Source organism: bacterium, assembly GCA_030247525.1.
Taxonomy (GTDB): domain Bacteria; phylum Electryoneota; class JAOADG01; order JAOADG01; family JAOADG01; genus JAOTSC01.
On the sequence record JAOTSC010000083.1, the window covers coordinates 1 to 14981 of the forward strand.

The 14981-nt window shown below is 48.8% G+C and carries 16 protein-coding genes; 13 read left to right on the forward strand and 3 right to left on the reverse strand.

What is annotated here, in order from left to right; all coding sequences use genetic code 11:
• Together OEM52_08910 and OEM52_08915 are read right to left on the reverse strand one after the other, a co-directional pair.
• A partial coding sequence (locus OEM52_08910) for a hypothetical protein (protein MDK9700249.1) occupies nt 1–212 on the reverse strand: 212 nt, incomplete at its 3' end.
• Between the two features lie 191 nt (nt 213–403).
• Nucleotides 404–1336 carry a hypothetical protein gene (locus tag OEM52_08915; protein ID MDK9700250.1) on the reverse strand — a complete coding sequence of 311 codons (933 nt, stop codon included), beginning with the start codon at nt 1334–1336 and terminating at the stop codon, nt 404–406.
• Between the two features lie 540 nt (nt 1337–1876).
• On the opposite strand from OEM52_08915, the gene OEM52_08920 reads away from it, so the two are divergent.
• The 13 genes from OEM52_08920 to OEM52_08980 all read left to right on the forward strand — a co-directional run bounded on the left by OEM52_08920 (nt 1877) and on the right by OEM52_08980 (nt 13549).
• Nucleotides 1877–2482: a hypothetical protein gene (locus tag OEM52_08920; protein ID MDK9700251.1), complete on the forward strand. Its 606-nt coding sequence runs from the start codon at nt 1877–1879 to the stop codon at nt 2480–2482.
• Nucleotides 2483–2527: 45 nt separating this feature from the next.
• Nucleotides 2528–2920, forward strand: coding sequence for a 4Fe-4S dicluster domain-containing protein (locus OEM52_08925; protein ID MDK9700252.1), 393 nt, complete (start codon nt 2528–2530; stop codon nt 2918–2920).
• The gene (locus OEM52_08930) at nt 2917–3822 is read left to right on the forward strand and encodes an FAD/NAD(P)-binding protein (GenBank protein ID MDK9700253.1); all 906 of its coding nucleotides are present in this window, start codon (nt 2917–2919) and stop codon (nt 3820–3822) included. The genes OEM52_08925 and OEM52_08930 overlap by 4 nt, the downstream gene beginning before the upstream one ends.
• 9 nt (nt 3823–3831) lie before the next feature.
• Nucleotides 3832–4593 carry an NADH:ubiquinone oxidoreductase gene (locus OEM52_08935; protein MDK9700254.1) on the forward strand — a complete coding sequence of 254 codons (762 nt, stop codon included), beginning with the start codon at nt 3832–3834 and terminating at the stop codon, nt 4591–4593.
• A gap of 1 nt (nt 4594) precedes the next feature.
• Entirely contained in the window at nt 4595–5872 is a 1278-nt protein-coding gene (locus tag OEM52_08940; GenBank protein ID MDK9700255.1) for a Ni/Fe hydrogenase subunit alpha, read from the forward strand.
• Between the two features lie 138 nt (nt 5873–6010).
• Complete coding sequence (gene hypF, locus OEM52_08945; GenBank protein ID MDK9700256.1) at nt 6011–8344, forward strand: carbamoyltransferase HypF; 2334 nt, start codon at nt 6011–6013, stop codon at nt 8342–8344.
• A gap of 125 nt (nt 8345–8469) precedes the next feature.
• Nucleotides 8470–8706: a HypC/HybG/HupF family hydrogenase formation chaperone gene (locus tag OEM52_08950; protein ID MDK9700257.1), complete on the forward strand. Its 237-nt coding sequence runs from the start codon at nt 8470–8472 to the stop codon at nt 8704–8706.
• Nucleotides 8703–9788 (forward strand): hydrogenase formation protein HypD, encoded by a 1086-nt coding sequence (gene hypD, locus OEM52_08955; GenBank protein ID MDK9700258.1) that lies wholly within the window; start codon nt 8703–8705, stop codon nt 9786–9788. Before OEM52_08950 ends, hypD begins: the two co-directional genes overlap by 4 nt.
• 98 nt (nt 9789–9886) lie before the next feature.
• Nucleotides 9887–10888, forward strand: coding sequence for a hydrogenase expression/formation protein HypE (gene hypE, locus OEM52_08960; protein ID MDK9700259.1), 1002 nt, complete (start codon nt 9887–9889; stop codon nt 10886–10888).
• A complete protein-coding gene (hypA, locus tag OEM52_08965) occupies nt 10888–11256 on the forward strand; it encodes a hydrogenase maturation nickel metallochaperone HypA (GenBank protein MDK9700260.1) in 369 nt (122 codons plus the stop codon). Before hypE ends, hypA begins: the two co-directional genes overlap by 1 nt.
• On the forward strand, nt 11228–11995 hold the full coding sequence (gene hypB / locus OEM52_08970) for a hydrogenase nickel incorporation protein HypB (protein MDK9700261.1): 768 nt from the start codon (nt 11228–11230) through the stop codon (nt 11993–11995). The genes hypA and hypB overlap by 29 nt, the downstream gene beginning before the upstream one ends.
• A gap of 67 nt (nt 11996–12062) precedes the next feature.
• Entirely contained in the window at nt 12063–12575 is a 513-nt protein-coding gene (locus OEM52_08975; GenBank protein ID MDK9700262.1) for a methyltransferase domain-containing protein, read from the forward strand.
• 80 nt (nt 12576–12655) lie between these two features.
• Entirely contained in the window at nt 12656–13549 is an 894-nt protein-coding gene (locus tag OEM52_08980; GenBank protein MDK9700263.1) for a hypothetical protein, read from the forward strand.
• Between the two features lie 296 nt (nt 13550–13845).
• Here OEM52_08980 and OEM52_08985 read toward each other — a convergent pair.
• Nucleotides 13846–14981, reverse strand: a 1136-nt coding sequence (locus OEM52_08985) for a fibronectin type III domain-containing protein (GenBank protein MDK9700264.1), incomplete at its 5' end; no start/stop codon positions are given.

Below are 14981 nucleotides of genomic sequence, written 5' to 3' on the forward strand. Positions count from 1 at the left end.
GTTCCTGGTTGTGTTTGATTTGTATTCCCCATCCAATAGGAACCGGGACGAATCCAAATCATGTCAATGGTCGCGCCACTTGTTCCTAATGGAAACGTTTGTTCAATCACAGGGATATTATTTTCGACTGTGTCATTGTTCTCCTCGATGCAACCGGACAGAAACACAAACAGGCATGCAAGAAACAGCAAACTTAGAATATGTTGATTCATCCTAACTGCTTTCTTTTTGACATGAAACCTATGTACATGTAATGCAGAAATTGAACTTCCACTGCAAAGAAGGCAGAGGAGAAGAAGGGTAAAAGTGCGGAAAAATGACGGAAACACGGAAACCTCAACACTATGGCAACGTAAGCTTGCTCAACAAATAGAATCTAAATGGATGTAATAGCTCAGCCAAGTTACTTCACTTTCGGGGTTGCTTCTTTAGGAACAAAAATCAACCGGTTGAGCAGACGTTGGCGATTCTGAAACAGACTATCGCGTTTGCTTGGCTCGAATATTATTTTGCTGTCGTATTCATACAGTGTTTCAAATTGTCTAAGTGCGGCTTCTATATTATTTGCCTTTTGTTCATCAGTGCCCCCAGAGAACTTATTCTGATGAATCGGATTGTTTACGCAGCATTCTAAAAAAGACTTCCCAGGAATGGAGTCGAGTAGTTTATATTGCTCGATAAATCGCATCTGTTCTTTCGTGTACATATAATGGCGTGACATGATGCGAAACGAATCGGGGTCGTTCCGGTATCGTTCTCGAAAAACATTTACTTTACTTTTCCGATATGAATCCTCGATAATATCCCAATACTGAGCGTTTTTTTCGAGATGATCCATAAACGAACTCATTATCAGTGTGTCCACATCCGATTTATCTAACCTCCGCGCGTAGAAATACGACGTGAAACTCGTTGAACACGCTTCGACATCTTGATGATACTGGTCGTTTTTCGGATGAAGTCGGCGTGCGGTCAGTTTAACGGTAATCGTATGAAAACCATAATTGTCGAATCGTAGCTTTAATGGTCGTGTTACCCCCTTCCAACCCGGATTTATCGCTCCTTGCCAATTTGTTTCACCTTCGACGACTTGTACTCCTCTTTCCACTTCAACATCGATGGTTGCCTCGTCGCACACGGTATAGGTATACGCTGTTATTTCGAATGGTATCGCCTCGTGCATTTGTAATCTTGTGAAGAAACTTTGCGGTGTAATTGAAATTTTGCAGTGTGAGAACGTTTCGTCACCACACCATGAATTAGTACTAATTGCAAAAATCATAATTGCCGCTAGTAGGTGGATGATAAGGCCTTTCCTCATTGTTCTTCCTTTCATCAAAGCATTCACTCAGTAATATAAGCATAACTGAAATCCTATTCTCACCAAACTTCCTCACTTTGGAGTGTGTGAAAGAATTCGCTATCTTATGACGTAGCCAAGGGGGAACGAGCAAGTTGACCTCTTGCTGTGAACTGTTCTCTTGCGTTTTGCCACCTTCTGTTCTCCCCGTTGTAATCTGGCGTTGTACGCTTCTCCGAGGATTATCCCTAAACGAACATGCAAGACACTGTGGCATTGCGCTACATGCACTATTTTTCACGATAAGTTTGCGTGGACAGACAAGAGTGTCAGTCCTACTGGAACAAAATGGACAGACAAGAGTGTCCGTCCTATTGAATGATGAAAGGGTGAACACAAGGTTCACCCGTACTCGCGAAGTGTAGGGCGCATGCCAAACGCCCAATGGTGGACAGACTGGATTGTCCGTCCTACTGGAACAAAATGGACAGACTGGATTGTCCGTCCTACTGGAACAAAATGGACAGACTGGATTGTCCGTCCTACTAAGTATTTATCCTACAAAGGAATAAGAATATGCTGTTCCGCATCGTCACAAAGACCGCGTTTAAGCAGTTCGTCAACTACCTGTTGGAATCTACCGAGGTAGTGGCGCCAAAACTGGTCGGAACTAATGCGAAAGGAAAGTCCATCCATCAATTCTTGCCGGTGGAGAATTACGATGAGATTGACTTCACATACGAGAAATGCGAATTCTCGGCAAAAACGTATTTTCTCCCGTATAAGATGAAGCTGTCGACGTTCAAGCTCGAAGAGAACGATTGGCATCAGGTGATTCAGTACCGGGTCCATCCGCGAGCCATCATCGGTCTTCATTCCTGCGATATCAATGCGTTGGTGAAATTGGATAAAGTTTTCGCACGCGATTTTTATCCGAATCCATATTACATCTCCCGCCGGAAGAACACCTTTGTCGTCGGGATCGACCACGAACCGTGTGAGGATGGGTTCTGCCACGCTATTAATGCGAATAATGTCACACACGGATTCGACCTCTTCCTAACCGACCTTGGCGACCGTTACTTCGTGAAGATTAACTCCGACCGAGCATTCATGGCGCTTAACAACGTTCCAAACCATGAAATCACCGAATCGGATACGAAGGATTATCTCGGAGTATAGAAACAGATAACTGAGAGGTACAAAACTCAGGTGCAAACAGAGGACTTGCCGAACTTACTCGATATCGAATTCGAATCGGAAGTATGGAAGAAGTGGGGTGCGAAATGCTTGAGTTGCGGCACCTGCGCGATGGTTTGCCCAACTTGCTACTGCTCCGGCGTCCACGAACAAGTTTCGATGGATCATAAGGAAGGGGCGAAAATCAGTTATCTCTATTCGTGTAATCTACTCGACTTCGCCATGGTCGCTGGCGGCCACAATTTCCGCCCGGGACAGGATACCCGTTTGAAATACCGGTTCTACCATCAGCATCGAGGCTTCGTCGAATCGCACGGCGAGCCAATGTGCGTCGGTTGTAATCGATGCGGCCGGTCGTGCCTCGCCGGGATCAATCCGGTCGACGTGATTAACGATCTACAAGAGGAGGGGAAACGATGAACATCTTCACCACCTATGACGTGACCAAAGAGAGCACGATGATTCAACCGCTGGAGTTCTCACGAGCGAACCGGCTCATGCACGTCGACAAAACGTTTAAAGCGGAAATCACCAACGTGATCCGGTTGACCGATATGGAAAAATTGTTCCATGTCCGCATCATCGACAGCCGCGACCGCGAACGCTTTACGTTTATGCCGGGACAATTTGTGATGATGGAGGTTCCTGGTTACGGGGAAGTGCCGATTTCGATTTCTGGTTCCCCGACCAATAAAGGGTATCTCGAATTGTGTATCCGAAAAGCCGGTATCGTCACGACATTGCTTCATAAGGCACGGCGCGGAGCGCGGATTGGTATTCGCGGTCCATTTGGCAACGCGTTCCCGATGGAAAAAATGAAGGGTCACAACGTTCTTCTCATCGCGGGTGGCTTAGGTTTGGCACCTTTGCGTGCGCCGATATTTCATGTCACGGAGAACCGTTCCGAGTATAAAGATGTTCACATTCTTTACGGTACCCGAACCGCCGATCAGCTGTTGTTCGATTATCAATACGACGAATGGCGCCGGATCGACGATGTGAATCTGCAAATCATCGTTGAACATGGCAGTCCCAATTGGACGGGTAAGACCGGTATGATTACAAAGTTGCTCGATGATCTGCCGATCAAACCACTCGATACATACGCAATCGTCTGCGGGCCGCCGATTATGTTCAAGTTCGTTTGCAATCGGCTGCGCGATTTAGGCGTACCGATGCACCGCATGTTCGTTTCGCTGGAACGCCGGATGCACTGTGGCATGGGGAAATGCTGCCGTTGCAATATCGGTTCGACGTTCATTTGCGTCGATGGACCGGTGTTCGATTATTGGTCGGTCTTAAACCTCAAAGAAGCTATCTAAGAGGAAAACATGAAGTATTTATCTATTGAACCGGCACGTCCGAAAGTAGCGGTCTTTGATTTCACCGATTGCGAAGGCTGCGAACTTCAGCTCATCAACAAAGAAGAGACGCTGGTCGATTTCCTAAAAGCAATCGAAGTTGTGAATTTCCGGGAAGCAATCTCAAACCCATCGGAAGACTATGACATTGCCTTTGTTGAAGGTTCGATCAGCCGCGCCGACGAAATCGACCGCTTACTGACGATTCGCAAAAAAGCCAAAGTGTTGGTTGCGTTCGGCACCTGCGCTTGTTTCGGCGGTGTACACAAGTTGAAGAATGTCCACACGACCTACGAAGCGAATAAGGAAGTGTACGGTGATATGCCGAAAGACACGATGCCGGTTCGCTCGGTCGGCGAGATCGTTCAAGTCGATTTTTCGATTCCTGGTTGCCCTGTGAGTAAAGCTGAAATCGAACGAATCGTACAACATTTGATTTGGGATGTTACGTATCAGTATCCTGTTTATCCAGTGTGCTTTGAGTGCCGGCAACGCTTTACAATCTGCAGGTTCGATTTAGGCGAATTGTGCTTAGGTCCGGTTTCGGCTGCTGGTTGCAACGCCCCTTGTCCCGCTGGTGGGATGGGCTGTTGGGGTTGCCGCGGTGTCGCCGAAGCGCCTAACTTCGTTGAGTATTTCGAGTTGTGCAAACGACACGGTTACTCGAAAGAGGAAGTTTTGGAACGAATGAATTTCTTCGGCGGCTTTGCCGAAGTGACGGGGGTGAAGTAAGATGAAATTAGATCTCAATGTCGACGTCCATCACCTAACTCGCGTCGAAGGTCATGGCAGTATTCGCATCCGCGTCCAAAATGGCGACATCAAAGAGGCGGCTTGGGAAGTTATCGAAACCCCGCGGTACTTTGAAGTCATGCTCAAAGGGAAGAAGTGGGATGCTGCGGCGGTGCTCACAGCGCGGATTTGCGGAATTTGCTCGATCGGGCATACCCTCGCCAGTCTACGTGCGACCGAAAACGCCTTTGGTATCACGATACCGGAAGCAGCAAAGAAATTGCGCATTCTTGCTAAACACGGTGAAACGCTTCAAAGCCACTACCTCCATCTCTTCTTTTTGGCAGCACCTGATTTCCTCGGCCTGCCCAGTGCTTTACCACTGATTGAATCTAATCCGGAAGTTGTCGCGATCGCAGCCCGACTCAAGGGATTGGCAAACAATATGTGCGATTTAATCGCTGGCAGGACAACCCACCCGGTATCGATTCAAGTTGGCGGCATGTCACATAAACCGAGTCGCCGGGAGCTCTTGGCACTGCGTGACGAGTTGTTGCGGTCAGTGGAGGATGTAGCGGCTACTATCGCATTGTTTAAAACCTTAACGATTCCCGATTTTACCCGGGAAACCGAATTTGTCGCTTTGAAAGGGGTCAAAGAGTATCCCTTCATCGGTGGCGACTTGGTTTCTACTGACGGTATTGTGAAGAAGGAAAACGAGTACCGTGCGATGACGAATGAATTCTGTGTGGAACATTCGACCTCGAAATGGTGTAAGCTTTCCCGTAACTCGTTTGCCGTTGGTGCGCTTGCCCGGGTGAACAACAACTACAAACTCCTGCATAAAGAAGCGCAGAAGTTAGCGGAAGAACTTGGTCTCAAACCGGTGAATCACAATCCGTTTATGAACAACATCGCTCAATTGGTCGAGTGCGTTCACTGTACTTATGACTCAGTGAAACTGATTGACGAATTGGTGAAAATGCCGCAAGATGAACCGATTCGCGTGAAAGTCGAACCGAAAGCCGGTATTGGTGTTGGCGCGGTGGAAGTGCCACGTGGCATTCTTTATCACGAATACGAATACGACAATAATGGCAGAGTCGTGAAGGCGAACTGCATTATTCCGACGACACAGAATCATGCGAACATCTGGGACGATATGCACGAACTTGTCAAGGTCAATCTTGTCAAAGGCATGACTGATGCGAAGATGGAGTTGCTCTGTTCGATGCTCGTCCGCGCCTATGATCCTTGCATTTCCTGTTCGGTACATTAAACAAATTCGATTCCGGAGGTGGAATTCAAGTAATTGGTTCCACCTCCTCCTCTCTTATCACCGAATATTCTCGCTCACAAGCTCGCATTCCTTCCCAGTCGGTTTCGTATATTATTGCAGCAGAACTGGTAATAACTCTTGCAACGCACACAAATTAAAGTAACAGGAATCGTTCAGGGGGTCGGGTTCCGTCCCTTCGTGTATCGCATTGCAGTATCGAATCAACTGACTGGACATGTTTACAACCACTCCTCCGGGGTCGATATCGAAGTCGAAGGGACTGCGGAGAATCTTGCTCAATTTCAATCAGAGCTACTAAGTATTTTGCCGCCGTTAGCGCGCATCGATACGTTACAAATAAAAGAAATTCCTGCGAACGGTGACACAACGTTTCGGATAATCGAAAGCTCCGATACCATTGCGGAAGCGGCACTCATCAGCCCGGATGTCGCCACCTGCGACGATTGTTTACGGGAGTTGTTCGATCCCAATGACCGACGATACTTGTACCCCTTTATCAATTGCACCAATTGCGGACCACGGTTCACCATCATCGAAGAACTGCCCTACGACCGTTCCCAGACAACGATGCGCGAATTTCCACTTTGCGACGATTGTGCCAACGAGTATCGCAATCCCCTTGACCGACGCTTTCATGCAGAGCCGGTAGCGTGCCCGGTGTGCGGCCCACAGTTAGAGTTTGTAACATTGGATAAAGGGACAGACAAGAGTGTCTGTCCTGCCGATGGTTCGCCCATAAACAAAACGGTGTCGGCATTGGAAGCGGGGAAGATTGTTGCCATAAAGGGATTGGGGGGATTTCATCTTTCCTGCGATGCTATTAACGAGAATGCCGTTCAGACTTTGCGAGTGCGCAAAGGACGACCGAGCAAACCGTTGGCGGTGATGTTTCGCTCGATAGATGTATTGCGTTGCTATTGCGAAGTGTCCGAAGCTGAAGAAAAAGAGTTGTTGAGTTACCGCCAACCGATTCTGTTGTTGAGAAAGCGGGCGGACATTTCTGTTTGCCGCCCCTACCCGGAGGGAAAGTTAACTGAATCGCTTGCACCGGGGATTGATGAGATTGGCGCGTTTCTTCCCTATACACCGATACATCACTTATTATTTCACGAAACGAAACTCGACTGTTTGGTGATGACAAGTGGCAATCGCAGCGAAGAACCGATTGTTATCGATAACGATGAGTGCATCGAAAAGCTGTCGGATATTGCCGATGCGGCGCTCGTGCATAACCGAAAGATTTGGAATCGCTGCGACGATTCGGTCGGATATTTTTCCGGATCGCGACTAATAATCACAAGGCGTTCGCGGGGATTTGCACCACTTCCGGTTCAACTGGAAACTGAAGTTGCACCGACGTTAGCGGTTGGCGCGATGTATTGCAATACGTTTGCACTGGCGGAAGGGAAACGCGCTTTTCTTTCACAACATATCGGCGACGTCGATAACCAAGCGACTATCGAATTCATGCAGGAATCAATCGAGAAACTGCAGCGTTGGTTGGGAATCATACCGGAGATTATTGCTCACGATTTGCATCCGAATCTGTTGACGACGCGATTCGCCCAGGAAATCGGCAGTGGAAAAAAACTCGTTGGCGTACAGCACCATCACGCTCATTTCGCAGCGGCATTGGCGGCAAATCAATTACGACAACCCGCTATCGGCATCGTATTCGACGGCACTGGTTACGGACTTGACCGTACGATTTGGGGCGGGGAGATTTTTATTGGTGATACCAGTAGGGTCGAACGGATAGGTTGGTTACAACCGCTGTTGTTACCGGGTGGTGACAGTTCGATCAAGAAACCATATCGCACAGCGATTGCCTATTTGCATCAGTTGTTTGAAAACAAGTACGAGTTGCCGGAAAAATTATTAAAGTATGCTACCGACGAAGAAATCGGCTTGGTTAAATCGATGGTCGATCGACATTTCAATACGGTACAGACTACCAGCATCGGGCGGTTGTTCGATGCGGTGTCGGCAATGCTTGGCGTATGCGGAGTATCCACCTACGAGGGACAAGCGGCAATCGAGTTAGAGCAATTGGCATGGCGCGCCGTCCGCGAGGGTAGCACACAGGAAATTCCCGAGTTACCTTTTATAATCGCGGTGAATGGGAACACCTTGCAAATGGAAGCGCGGTCATTCTTTGAGCAGTTATCCGAACTAGTCAACCAGAAAAAAGTATCTTTGCAAAATCTGGCGTATGCATTTCACCTCGCTCTAAGTGAAGCGGTCGTGCAATGCTGTCTTGTGCTTCGCGAGCAGACGCAATTGCGTGATGTCGTATTGTGCGGCGGGGTGTGGCAAAATCGATTACTGACCCAGTTGACGGGTGAGCGATTAGAACAGAATGGTTTTCGTCCGATTTATCCAGGCATCATCCCGGTCAATGACGGCGGGATCGCGTTGGGGCAGGTATGCGTTGCGAATGCACTCAAGTAAGTCGATGGGATTGCTTCGTTGTCCGCCGCCCGGCGGACTCCTCGCAATGACATTTACAACAATGAGATTGCTTCGGTGCTGCGCACGCTCGCAATGATAGTTGTTTGGCAGATAATGGAGTAACTATGTGTTTAGCGGTACCGGGGATCATCCGTTCGATCACGGATGGGCTGGCGAAAGTCGATTTCGGGGGCGTCGAGCGAGAGATCGCGCTCGATTTGCTGCCGGAAGCGAAGGTCGGCGAGTATATACTTGCTCATGCCGGTTTTGCGCTGCAGACTCTCGACGTCGAGGAAGCGGAGGAACTGCTCGCATTGTTCCGTGAAATCGAAGAAGCCATTGATGCGGAGCAACGGTCTTGAACGAGCCACAAAAATCGTCTCCATCAGTGGATGAGTGGTACAAGAAAATCGATGAATTAGTGACCCGACCGATTCAACTGATGGAAGTGTGTGGTACACATACGGTTGCCATCAGCCGGTTTGGACTCCGTTCGCGATTACCAAAACAACTAAAACTGCTGTCGGGACCAGGTTGTCCGGTCTGCGTTACACCAACTTCGGTGATCGATGCATTGATCGCACTATGCCGGTTACCGAACATAACAATTGCAACCTTTGGCGATATGCTGCGGGTTCCCGGCAGCGTATCCTCCCTACAAGAAGAGCGGGCTACCGGAAAGCAGATTCTTGTTACCTACTCCCCACTCGAAGCGTTAGACTTCGCGAAAGCTCATCCCGAACATATTGTGGTATTTGCCGGAGTGGGATTTGAAACAACGCTGCCGGTGCTTGCCGCGACGATCATTCGAGCACGAGAACAACAATTAGCGAACTTCTTCGTTGTGATGTCGGGGCGACTGGCGCCACCGGCGATGATGACTTTACTCGAAAGTAACGATGTTCGGATCGATGGATTTATTTGTCCCGGTCATGTCAGTTCGGTAATCGGGAGCAAACCGTACGAACCGATAGCAAGCAAGTATCGCGTACCCTGCGTCATTACTGGATTTGAAGCGAAAGATATTTTAGAAGGCGTTTATCTCTTGGTCGAGCAAATCGAGCAGCAACGCGCCAGCGTCGAGATTCAGTATAAACGCGCGGTACCGGAAGCGGGGAATCCACAAGCATTAGCAGCGATGGAGCGGGTGTTTCGGGTGTGTGACGCGGCATGGCGGGGAATCGGACTGATGCCGAATTCCGGTATGGAATTGAACGATGAGTTTTCGGCATTCGATGCGCTCAAACGATTTGGCATAACGTTGCCGGAAGCCAATGCTATGCCTACCGGTTGTCAATGTGGCGAAGTGATGCGCGGGATAAAAACGCCCCCAGAGTGTCCGTTGTTTGGAAATGGTTGTACGCCGGCGCGTCCGGTCGGGCCGTGTATGGTTTCGACTGAGGGTTCCTGCGCTGCGTATTATCGGTATGGATCGGGTGAGTAATCCGTTTTCTATTGTGATATGAGATCGCCACGTCTCTTCGCTTGCACAAGGTTGCAAGCTGCGTTCCTCGCGAAGACAAGATAAAGGATTGTATTTCGATGTTGCATGATGAAACCATTCTGCTCGATCACGGCGAAGGCGGCGCGGCAACTGCGCGGCTGGTCGAACAGCTCTTCTTCCAACATTTCGGTTCGAGTGGCGTACCGGAGGATGCAACAATTCTACCGGGAGCCGAGCGTATTGCAATAACGACCGATTCGTTTGTCGTGCGTCCCGTCGAATTCCCCGGTGGCGATATTGGAAAGTTATCGGTGTGCGGTACGGTAAACGATCTGGTGGTCATGGGCGCCATTCCCCAATATCTGACGGCGGGTTTTTTACTCGAAGAAGGATTGGAAATCGCATTACTCGACCGGATAGTAGCTTCGATGTCGAAAACGGCACAAGCAGCGGGTGTACGCATCGTTGCCGGCGATACGAAAGTCGTCGGAAAAGGGGACGCCGACCGAATTTTTATTAATACAACCGGAATCGGATTTGTTCCTGAACAGCGGCTTCTTAGCAGCGCGAGCTGCCAGCCGGGCGATGTGATTCTCATTAGCGGATCGATTGGCGAACATGGCATTGCGGTGATGGTCGCACGGGAGAGTTTTGGTATTTCCGGCGATTTGGTTAGCGATTGTCAACCGCTGCACGACCTTGCAGAAGCGTTACTGGATGCAGTTCCTACCGTTCGTTGTATGCGCGATCCAACCCGCGGCGGCGTTGCTACGACTCTGTTGGAAATCGCAACCGCTTCCAAGGTTGGCATGGAATTGCGGGAAGAATACTTACCTATCAGACGACCGGTACAATCGGCATGCGATTTGTTGGGACTCGATCCGTTGTATGTCGCCTGCGAAGGACGGTTTCTGGCAGTCGTACCGCCGGAAGCCGCCGAGCGGGCATTACAAGCGTTACGCAATCATCCGAAAGGTGCGGGAGCCCAGATTATCGGCGAAGTCGTCGATTTTCCAAAGAAGCTGTTATTGAAAACCCGCGCGGGCGGCAAACGTCCGCTAATCGCACTCGAAGGCGCTCAACTTCCGAGGATTTGCTGATGCACGAAGCCGCTTTAGCACAGTATGTTATCGAACAACTGGATAAAAAAGTGCAATCGGGTACGCTGCCCGACGCCATTATCAAAGTCTATTTGAAAGTAGGAAAATTGACGGCGGTAGTACCGGACAACCTCTCGTTTATGTTCAGCGTTTTGCGGGAAGACACGACATTGCGCAACGCCGAACTACTGATCGAAGAAGTCCCAATCACCGGCTGTTGCAAATCCTGTCAGCAAGAATTTTCGATTGATGAAATGTATTTTTTCTGTCCTTCATGTACATCTCCCGAAGTAGAAATTCTCACGGGACGGGAGTTGTTCATCGATGGAGTCGAGGTGAATGATGGAACAAACGACAACAAAAATTAGCGTCGTATCGAAGATACTGGACGCCAACGAACGAGTCGCCGCCGAAAACCGGCACCGCTTCGCTCATGCGAATGTCTTGGCAATCAATCTCATCAGCAGTCCCGGATCGGGAAAAACGACGTTATTGGAAACCACGATTCCAAAACTGATGGCGAAAGGGTTGAAAGTCGGAGTCATCGCCGCAGATATCGCTACGACTGCCGATGCGGAGCGGATCGCCGCCCATGGGATTCGGGTGATTCAGATTACGACCGACGCCTTTGGCGGGGCGTGTCATTTGGAAGCGCCGACCGTCCGCCAAGCGCTCGATCAATTCGAGTTACACGGATTGGATATTCTCTTTATCGAGAATGTCGGGAATCTGGTTTGTCCGGCAGAGTTCGATATTGGCGAAGCGTTGCGTGTGGTTATGCTTTCGATTACCGAAGGGGAAGACAAACCGCTAAAGTACCCGTTAGCGTTCCGGGTGGCGGATTGCGCGTTGATCAGTAAAATCGACTTAGCGCCACATCTACGGTTTTCGATGGAGAAACTTCGCAACTGTATCACCCAAGTGAATCCGAAATTACCGCAGTTTGAAATCTCCTCACACTCGGAAGCGGGATATGAGCCGTGGCTTAACTGGCTGGTGCAGATGCATGAGTGCAAGAGCGAACTGCTCAACCACACCCATGACGAAGAAGGACTGGGGAAAGGTCACACCCACTCCCACGGACATAGCCACGGACACAGCCACTAAAACAAAACGATATTGGGAATGGCGCGGAGGAGTCGACGCAATCATCGCGGCGGTTCCTCCGTTTGCTATGTTTAGCCGCGCCGAATACCGCTCCGCAACCGCTCTGCTCAAAAATGCAATCCAAGAAAAAGCCAATTGCAATATTCTTCATGTTGCGTGTGGGGTGAAATCCCTGGAACTCGCCGGGGTGAATGCAGCAGCGATGATACTGCTTGATCGTTCCCATGCGATGCTCCGACACGCAGCGTTACGGAATCCGCAAGCGACCTTGCTATGTGCCGATACTTCTGCATTACCGTTTCAGAATGAAACATTCGATGGCATTGTAGCAATTGGAATCAGCGAGTACATCGGCGAGCCGTTGGCATGGCTGCTTGAGTTGAAACGGTGTCTTCGACCGGGCGGAGCGCTCATTCTGTCTATCGCGCCGGATCATTGGCGTAACCGTATACGTAAGTTGTGGAATCGGGAATTGTGGTTGAGAGAGCAAAAGGAATGGTTTGAGTACTTCCGACAAAGTGGTTTCCAAGTGGTAGAAACAAGTGAACTGTTGTTACAGGTGCAGTTTAGATGTACCTGAACTATCTTAAAAAATGTAACAACTGAAATACTTACAACGGCTGCCTCACATTGTTTCGTGTTGTGTGTTACGGAGGGATCATGGTAAGGTCGAAAACCAATTTCGTTTTGTTTACATCTTTTCTGATACTAAACATTCCATTTTTGAATGGTTATGCAACAGATGGGATTTTGCATGTACGTAACCAACAGTCACCAGTTTTTTTCAGTTGCCGTTTTGAAAACCACATTTCTGCATCAAGACCATTCGATTTAACTGTTAAAGTTAAAGTCACACCCCTCGCGACTCGAAGTGAAATTGATGTCACATTATCCGATGAGTTAGAGGCACTGAGCGGGAACTTGCACTGGAGTCCACGATTACAGTCCGATGATTTTCAGGAAGTAGTACTCACATTACGAATGAATAGTCTTGGGATACATCAAATTGATGTCGTCTTGACCACCGACCTTGACCCAGCCAAACAACCAGATAATAGGTTTCCGCGTATTTCATATACTTACTACCTCTATGCCAGAGCAGATACAGTTGCAATCTATGGTGATACAATAAGTATGCAACAAGCAATCCTAGATTCATTACTACCACATGATAAAGCAGTTCAACATCGCTTGGAGGTAACTCGGGATTCCATATATCAAGCGGAGAGAGAACAAGAACATCGTTTGTTTGTTTCTTGGTTGCAAACTGACTCATCTGATCTTTCTAACTACACGCCAGAACAAGTCGATCTGATTCAGCGTCACCGCCTCGTCTATTCAGCTCCAACCGATGAACATATCACACAAATCATCAATGCGAATCCATTTTATGGTCGACCTTATCTAACGGCTCCTACCGTTAGACTTAGACTCTATGGCGTTTATCGCTTTGATCAACAAATCATACATGCGGAAAGCAGTAGTATCCGCGATAGCTTATTGAGTGAACGACCGAATGTTCTTGAAAGAGTTCGGTTGCAGAACCTACCATAATTATTGGAATTGCATTTTGTTCAACGTGCAATTTGAAAATTATGAAGTTAAACAGTAACTCTCAGAAATAAAGTGCAGTAAATAGTGAGTCTTCTCAACGTTTGGACATATTTTGAACTCAGTTTTCTTTTGGTGCGGAATTCTGACTGATTGCTCGCCCCTTTATATTGTAGTTCAACACAATCCCACATATAATGTGTGAAAGATCATGTTAAAGCCCCGTCACCACATTTTCCGATGGATCGGTTGATGTGAAGACGGGGCTGTTTGCAGTTAGATTTTAGTACGATATATAATTACTTAGTTGTGCTCACAGCGTTCGGCTCCCGGCGTTGCGATGTTGTCAATCCATCGATTGCAGTTACTCGGTAGAAACAACGCCCGGTCACACCCGTATCGATAAAAGTAGTCGTCGTTCCACTAACCGAGCCTACCAGTGTTCCGGTTTCCGGGGGATTGAAGTATCCGTTCACGCTTCGATAAATCCGGTAGCCGGCTACTTGATTTTCCGGCGGTGTCCAGCTTAACAACGCTCCGGGATTCAGATACTGAATTGTTAGCAGGGATGGCGAACCCGGTGGTTGAGGGATCACAAAGCCGGAAAATGCCGGTTGACTCCATTTCCCATTTTCATCACGAACCCGCACAAACAACGAGTGATTTCCCAGCGAAACACCGGTTAACGATAGCAGGAAATTCGCATGTACCGAATCGGCATTGGCAATGGCAACTGAAGTGGCGTTTCCAATCCCCGGATCGTTATCGAGGAAATATTCGGCACGAGTGATATTCGGTGTCGTTTGGTTGTAATTTCCGTTCCAAAAACACCGCGAAATCGGGTGCGACCATTTCTCTGACTGATCTTTCACCCGAATCCAAACCTGATGAAACCCATAAGACATCGATGTTAGCGGTACCGTTACCGATGCTCCCACCGAATCGCCAGTGATTATCGGAAGTGGTGTGCCAAAACCGGGGCTAGCGAGTGAGTCGAAACTGTATTCGACACGAGTGATGTTTTGTGATGCCAGTTGTTCTAACCAAAATGGCCGGTAAACCGGGAGCGACCATTTATTATTCTGCGCCCGTACCCGAAACCCAAAGACATGCATCCCTGGTCCAACATTCGGTAACGATGCAATAAACTGCATACCCACCGAATCGGCAGGGGTAACAATTACGGTATTTGCCGCGACAGCTCCCGGATCGGTATCAAGAAACCACTCCGCCCCGGAAACCGTTGTCGATGGCAGATGCTCGATCCAAAGTGGTCGCGTCGTCGGTAACGACCAGTTACCTGCGCGATCATTAACCCGGATACCAAGTACATGGAAACCGGGACTCTGGGTAGCAACTGGCACCGCGAAGCTCACCGAAACCGAATCAGATTCCCGGAAGATAATCTCACTCCCGTGGGTTGGACCGGGATCGA

What these genes read in the sequence shown, in the direction of transcription:
- OEM52_08915 (MDK9700250.1), bottom strand. Translation starts at nt 1,336, where the DNA reads ATGAAAGGAAGAACAATGAGGAAAGGCCTTATCATCCACCTACTAGCG.
- OEM52_08950 (MDK9700257.1), top strand. Translation starts at nt 8,470, where the DNA reads ATGTGTTTAGCGGTACCGGGGATCATCCGTTCGATCACGGATGGGCTG.
- OEM52_08940 (MDK9700255.1), top strand. Translation starts at nt 4,595, where the DNA reads ATGAAATTAGATCTCAATGTCGACGTCCATCACCTAACTCGCGTCGAA.
- OEM52_08935 (MDK9700254.1), top strand. Translation starts at nt 3,832, where the DNA reads ATGAAGTATTTATCTATTGAACCGGCACGTCCGAAAGTAGCGGTCTTT.
- OEM52_08980 (MDK9700263.1), top strand. Translation starts at nt 12,656, where the DNA reads ATGGTAAGGTCGAAAACCAATTTCGTTTTGTTTACATCTTTTCTGATA.
- hypE (MDK9700259.1), top strand. Translation starts at nt 9,887, where the DNA reads ATGTTGCATGATGAAACCATTCTGCTCGATCACGGCGAAGGCGGCGCG.
- hypB (MDK9700261.1), top strand. Translation starts at nt 11,228, where the DNA reads ATGATGGAACAAACGACAACAAAAATTAGCGTCGTATCGAAGATACTG.
- OEM52_08930 (MDK9700253.1), top strand. Translation starts at nt 2,917, where the DNA reads ATGAACATCTTCACCACCTATGACGTGACCAAAGAGAGCACGATGATT.
- hypA (MDK9700260.1), top strand. Translation starts at nt 10,888, where the DNA reads ATGCACGAAGCCGCTTTAGCACAGTATGTTATCGAACAACTGGATAAA.
- OEM52_08920 (MDK9700251.1), top strand. Translation starts at nt 1,877, where the DNA reads ATGCTGTTCCGCATCGTCACAAAGACCGCGTTTAAGCAGTTCGTCAAC.
- OEM52_08975 (MDK9700262.1), top strand. Translation starts at nt 12,063, where the DNA reads ATGTTTAGCCGCGCCGAATACCGCTCCGCAACCGCTCTGCTCAAAAAT.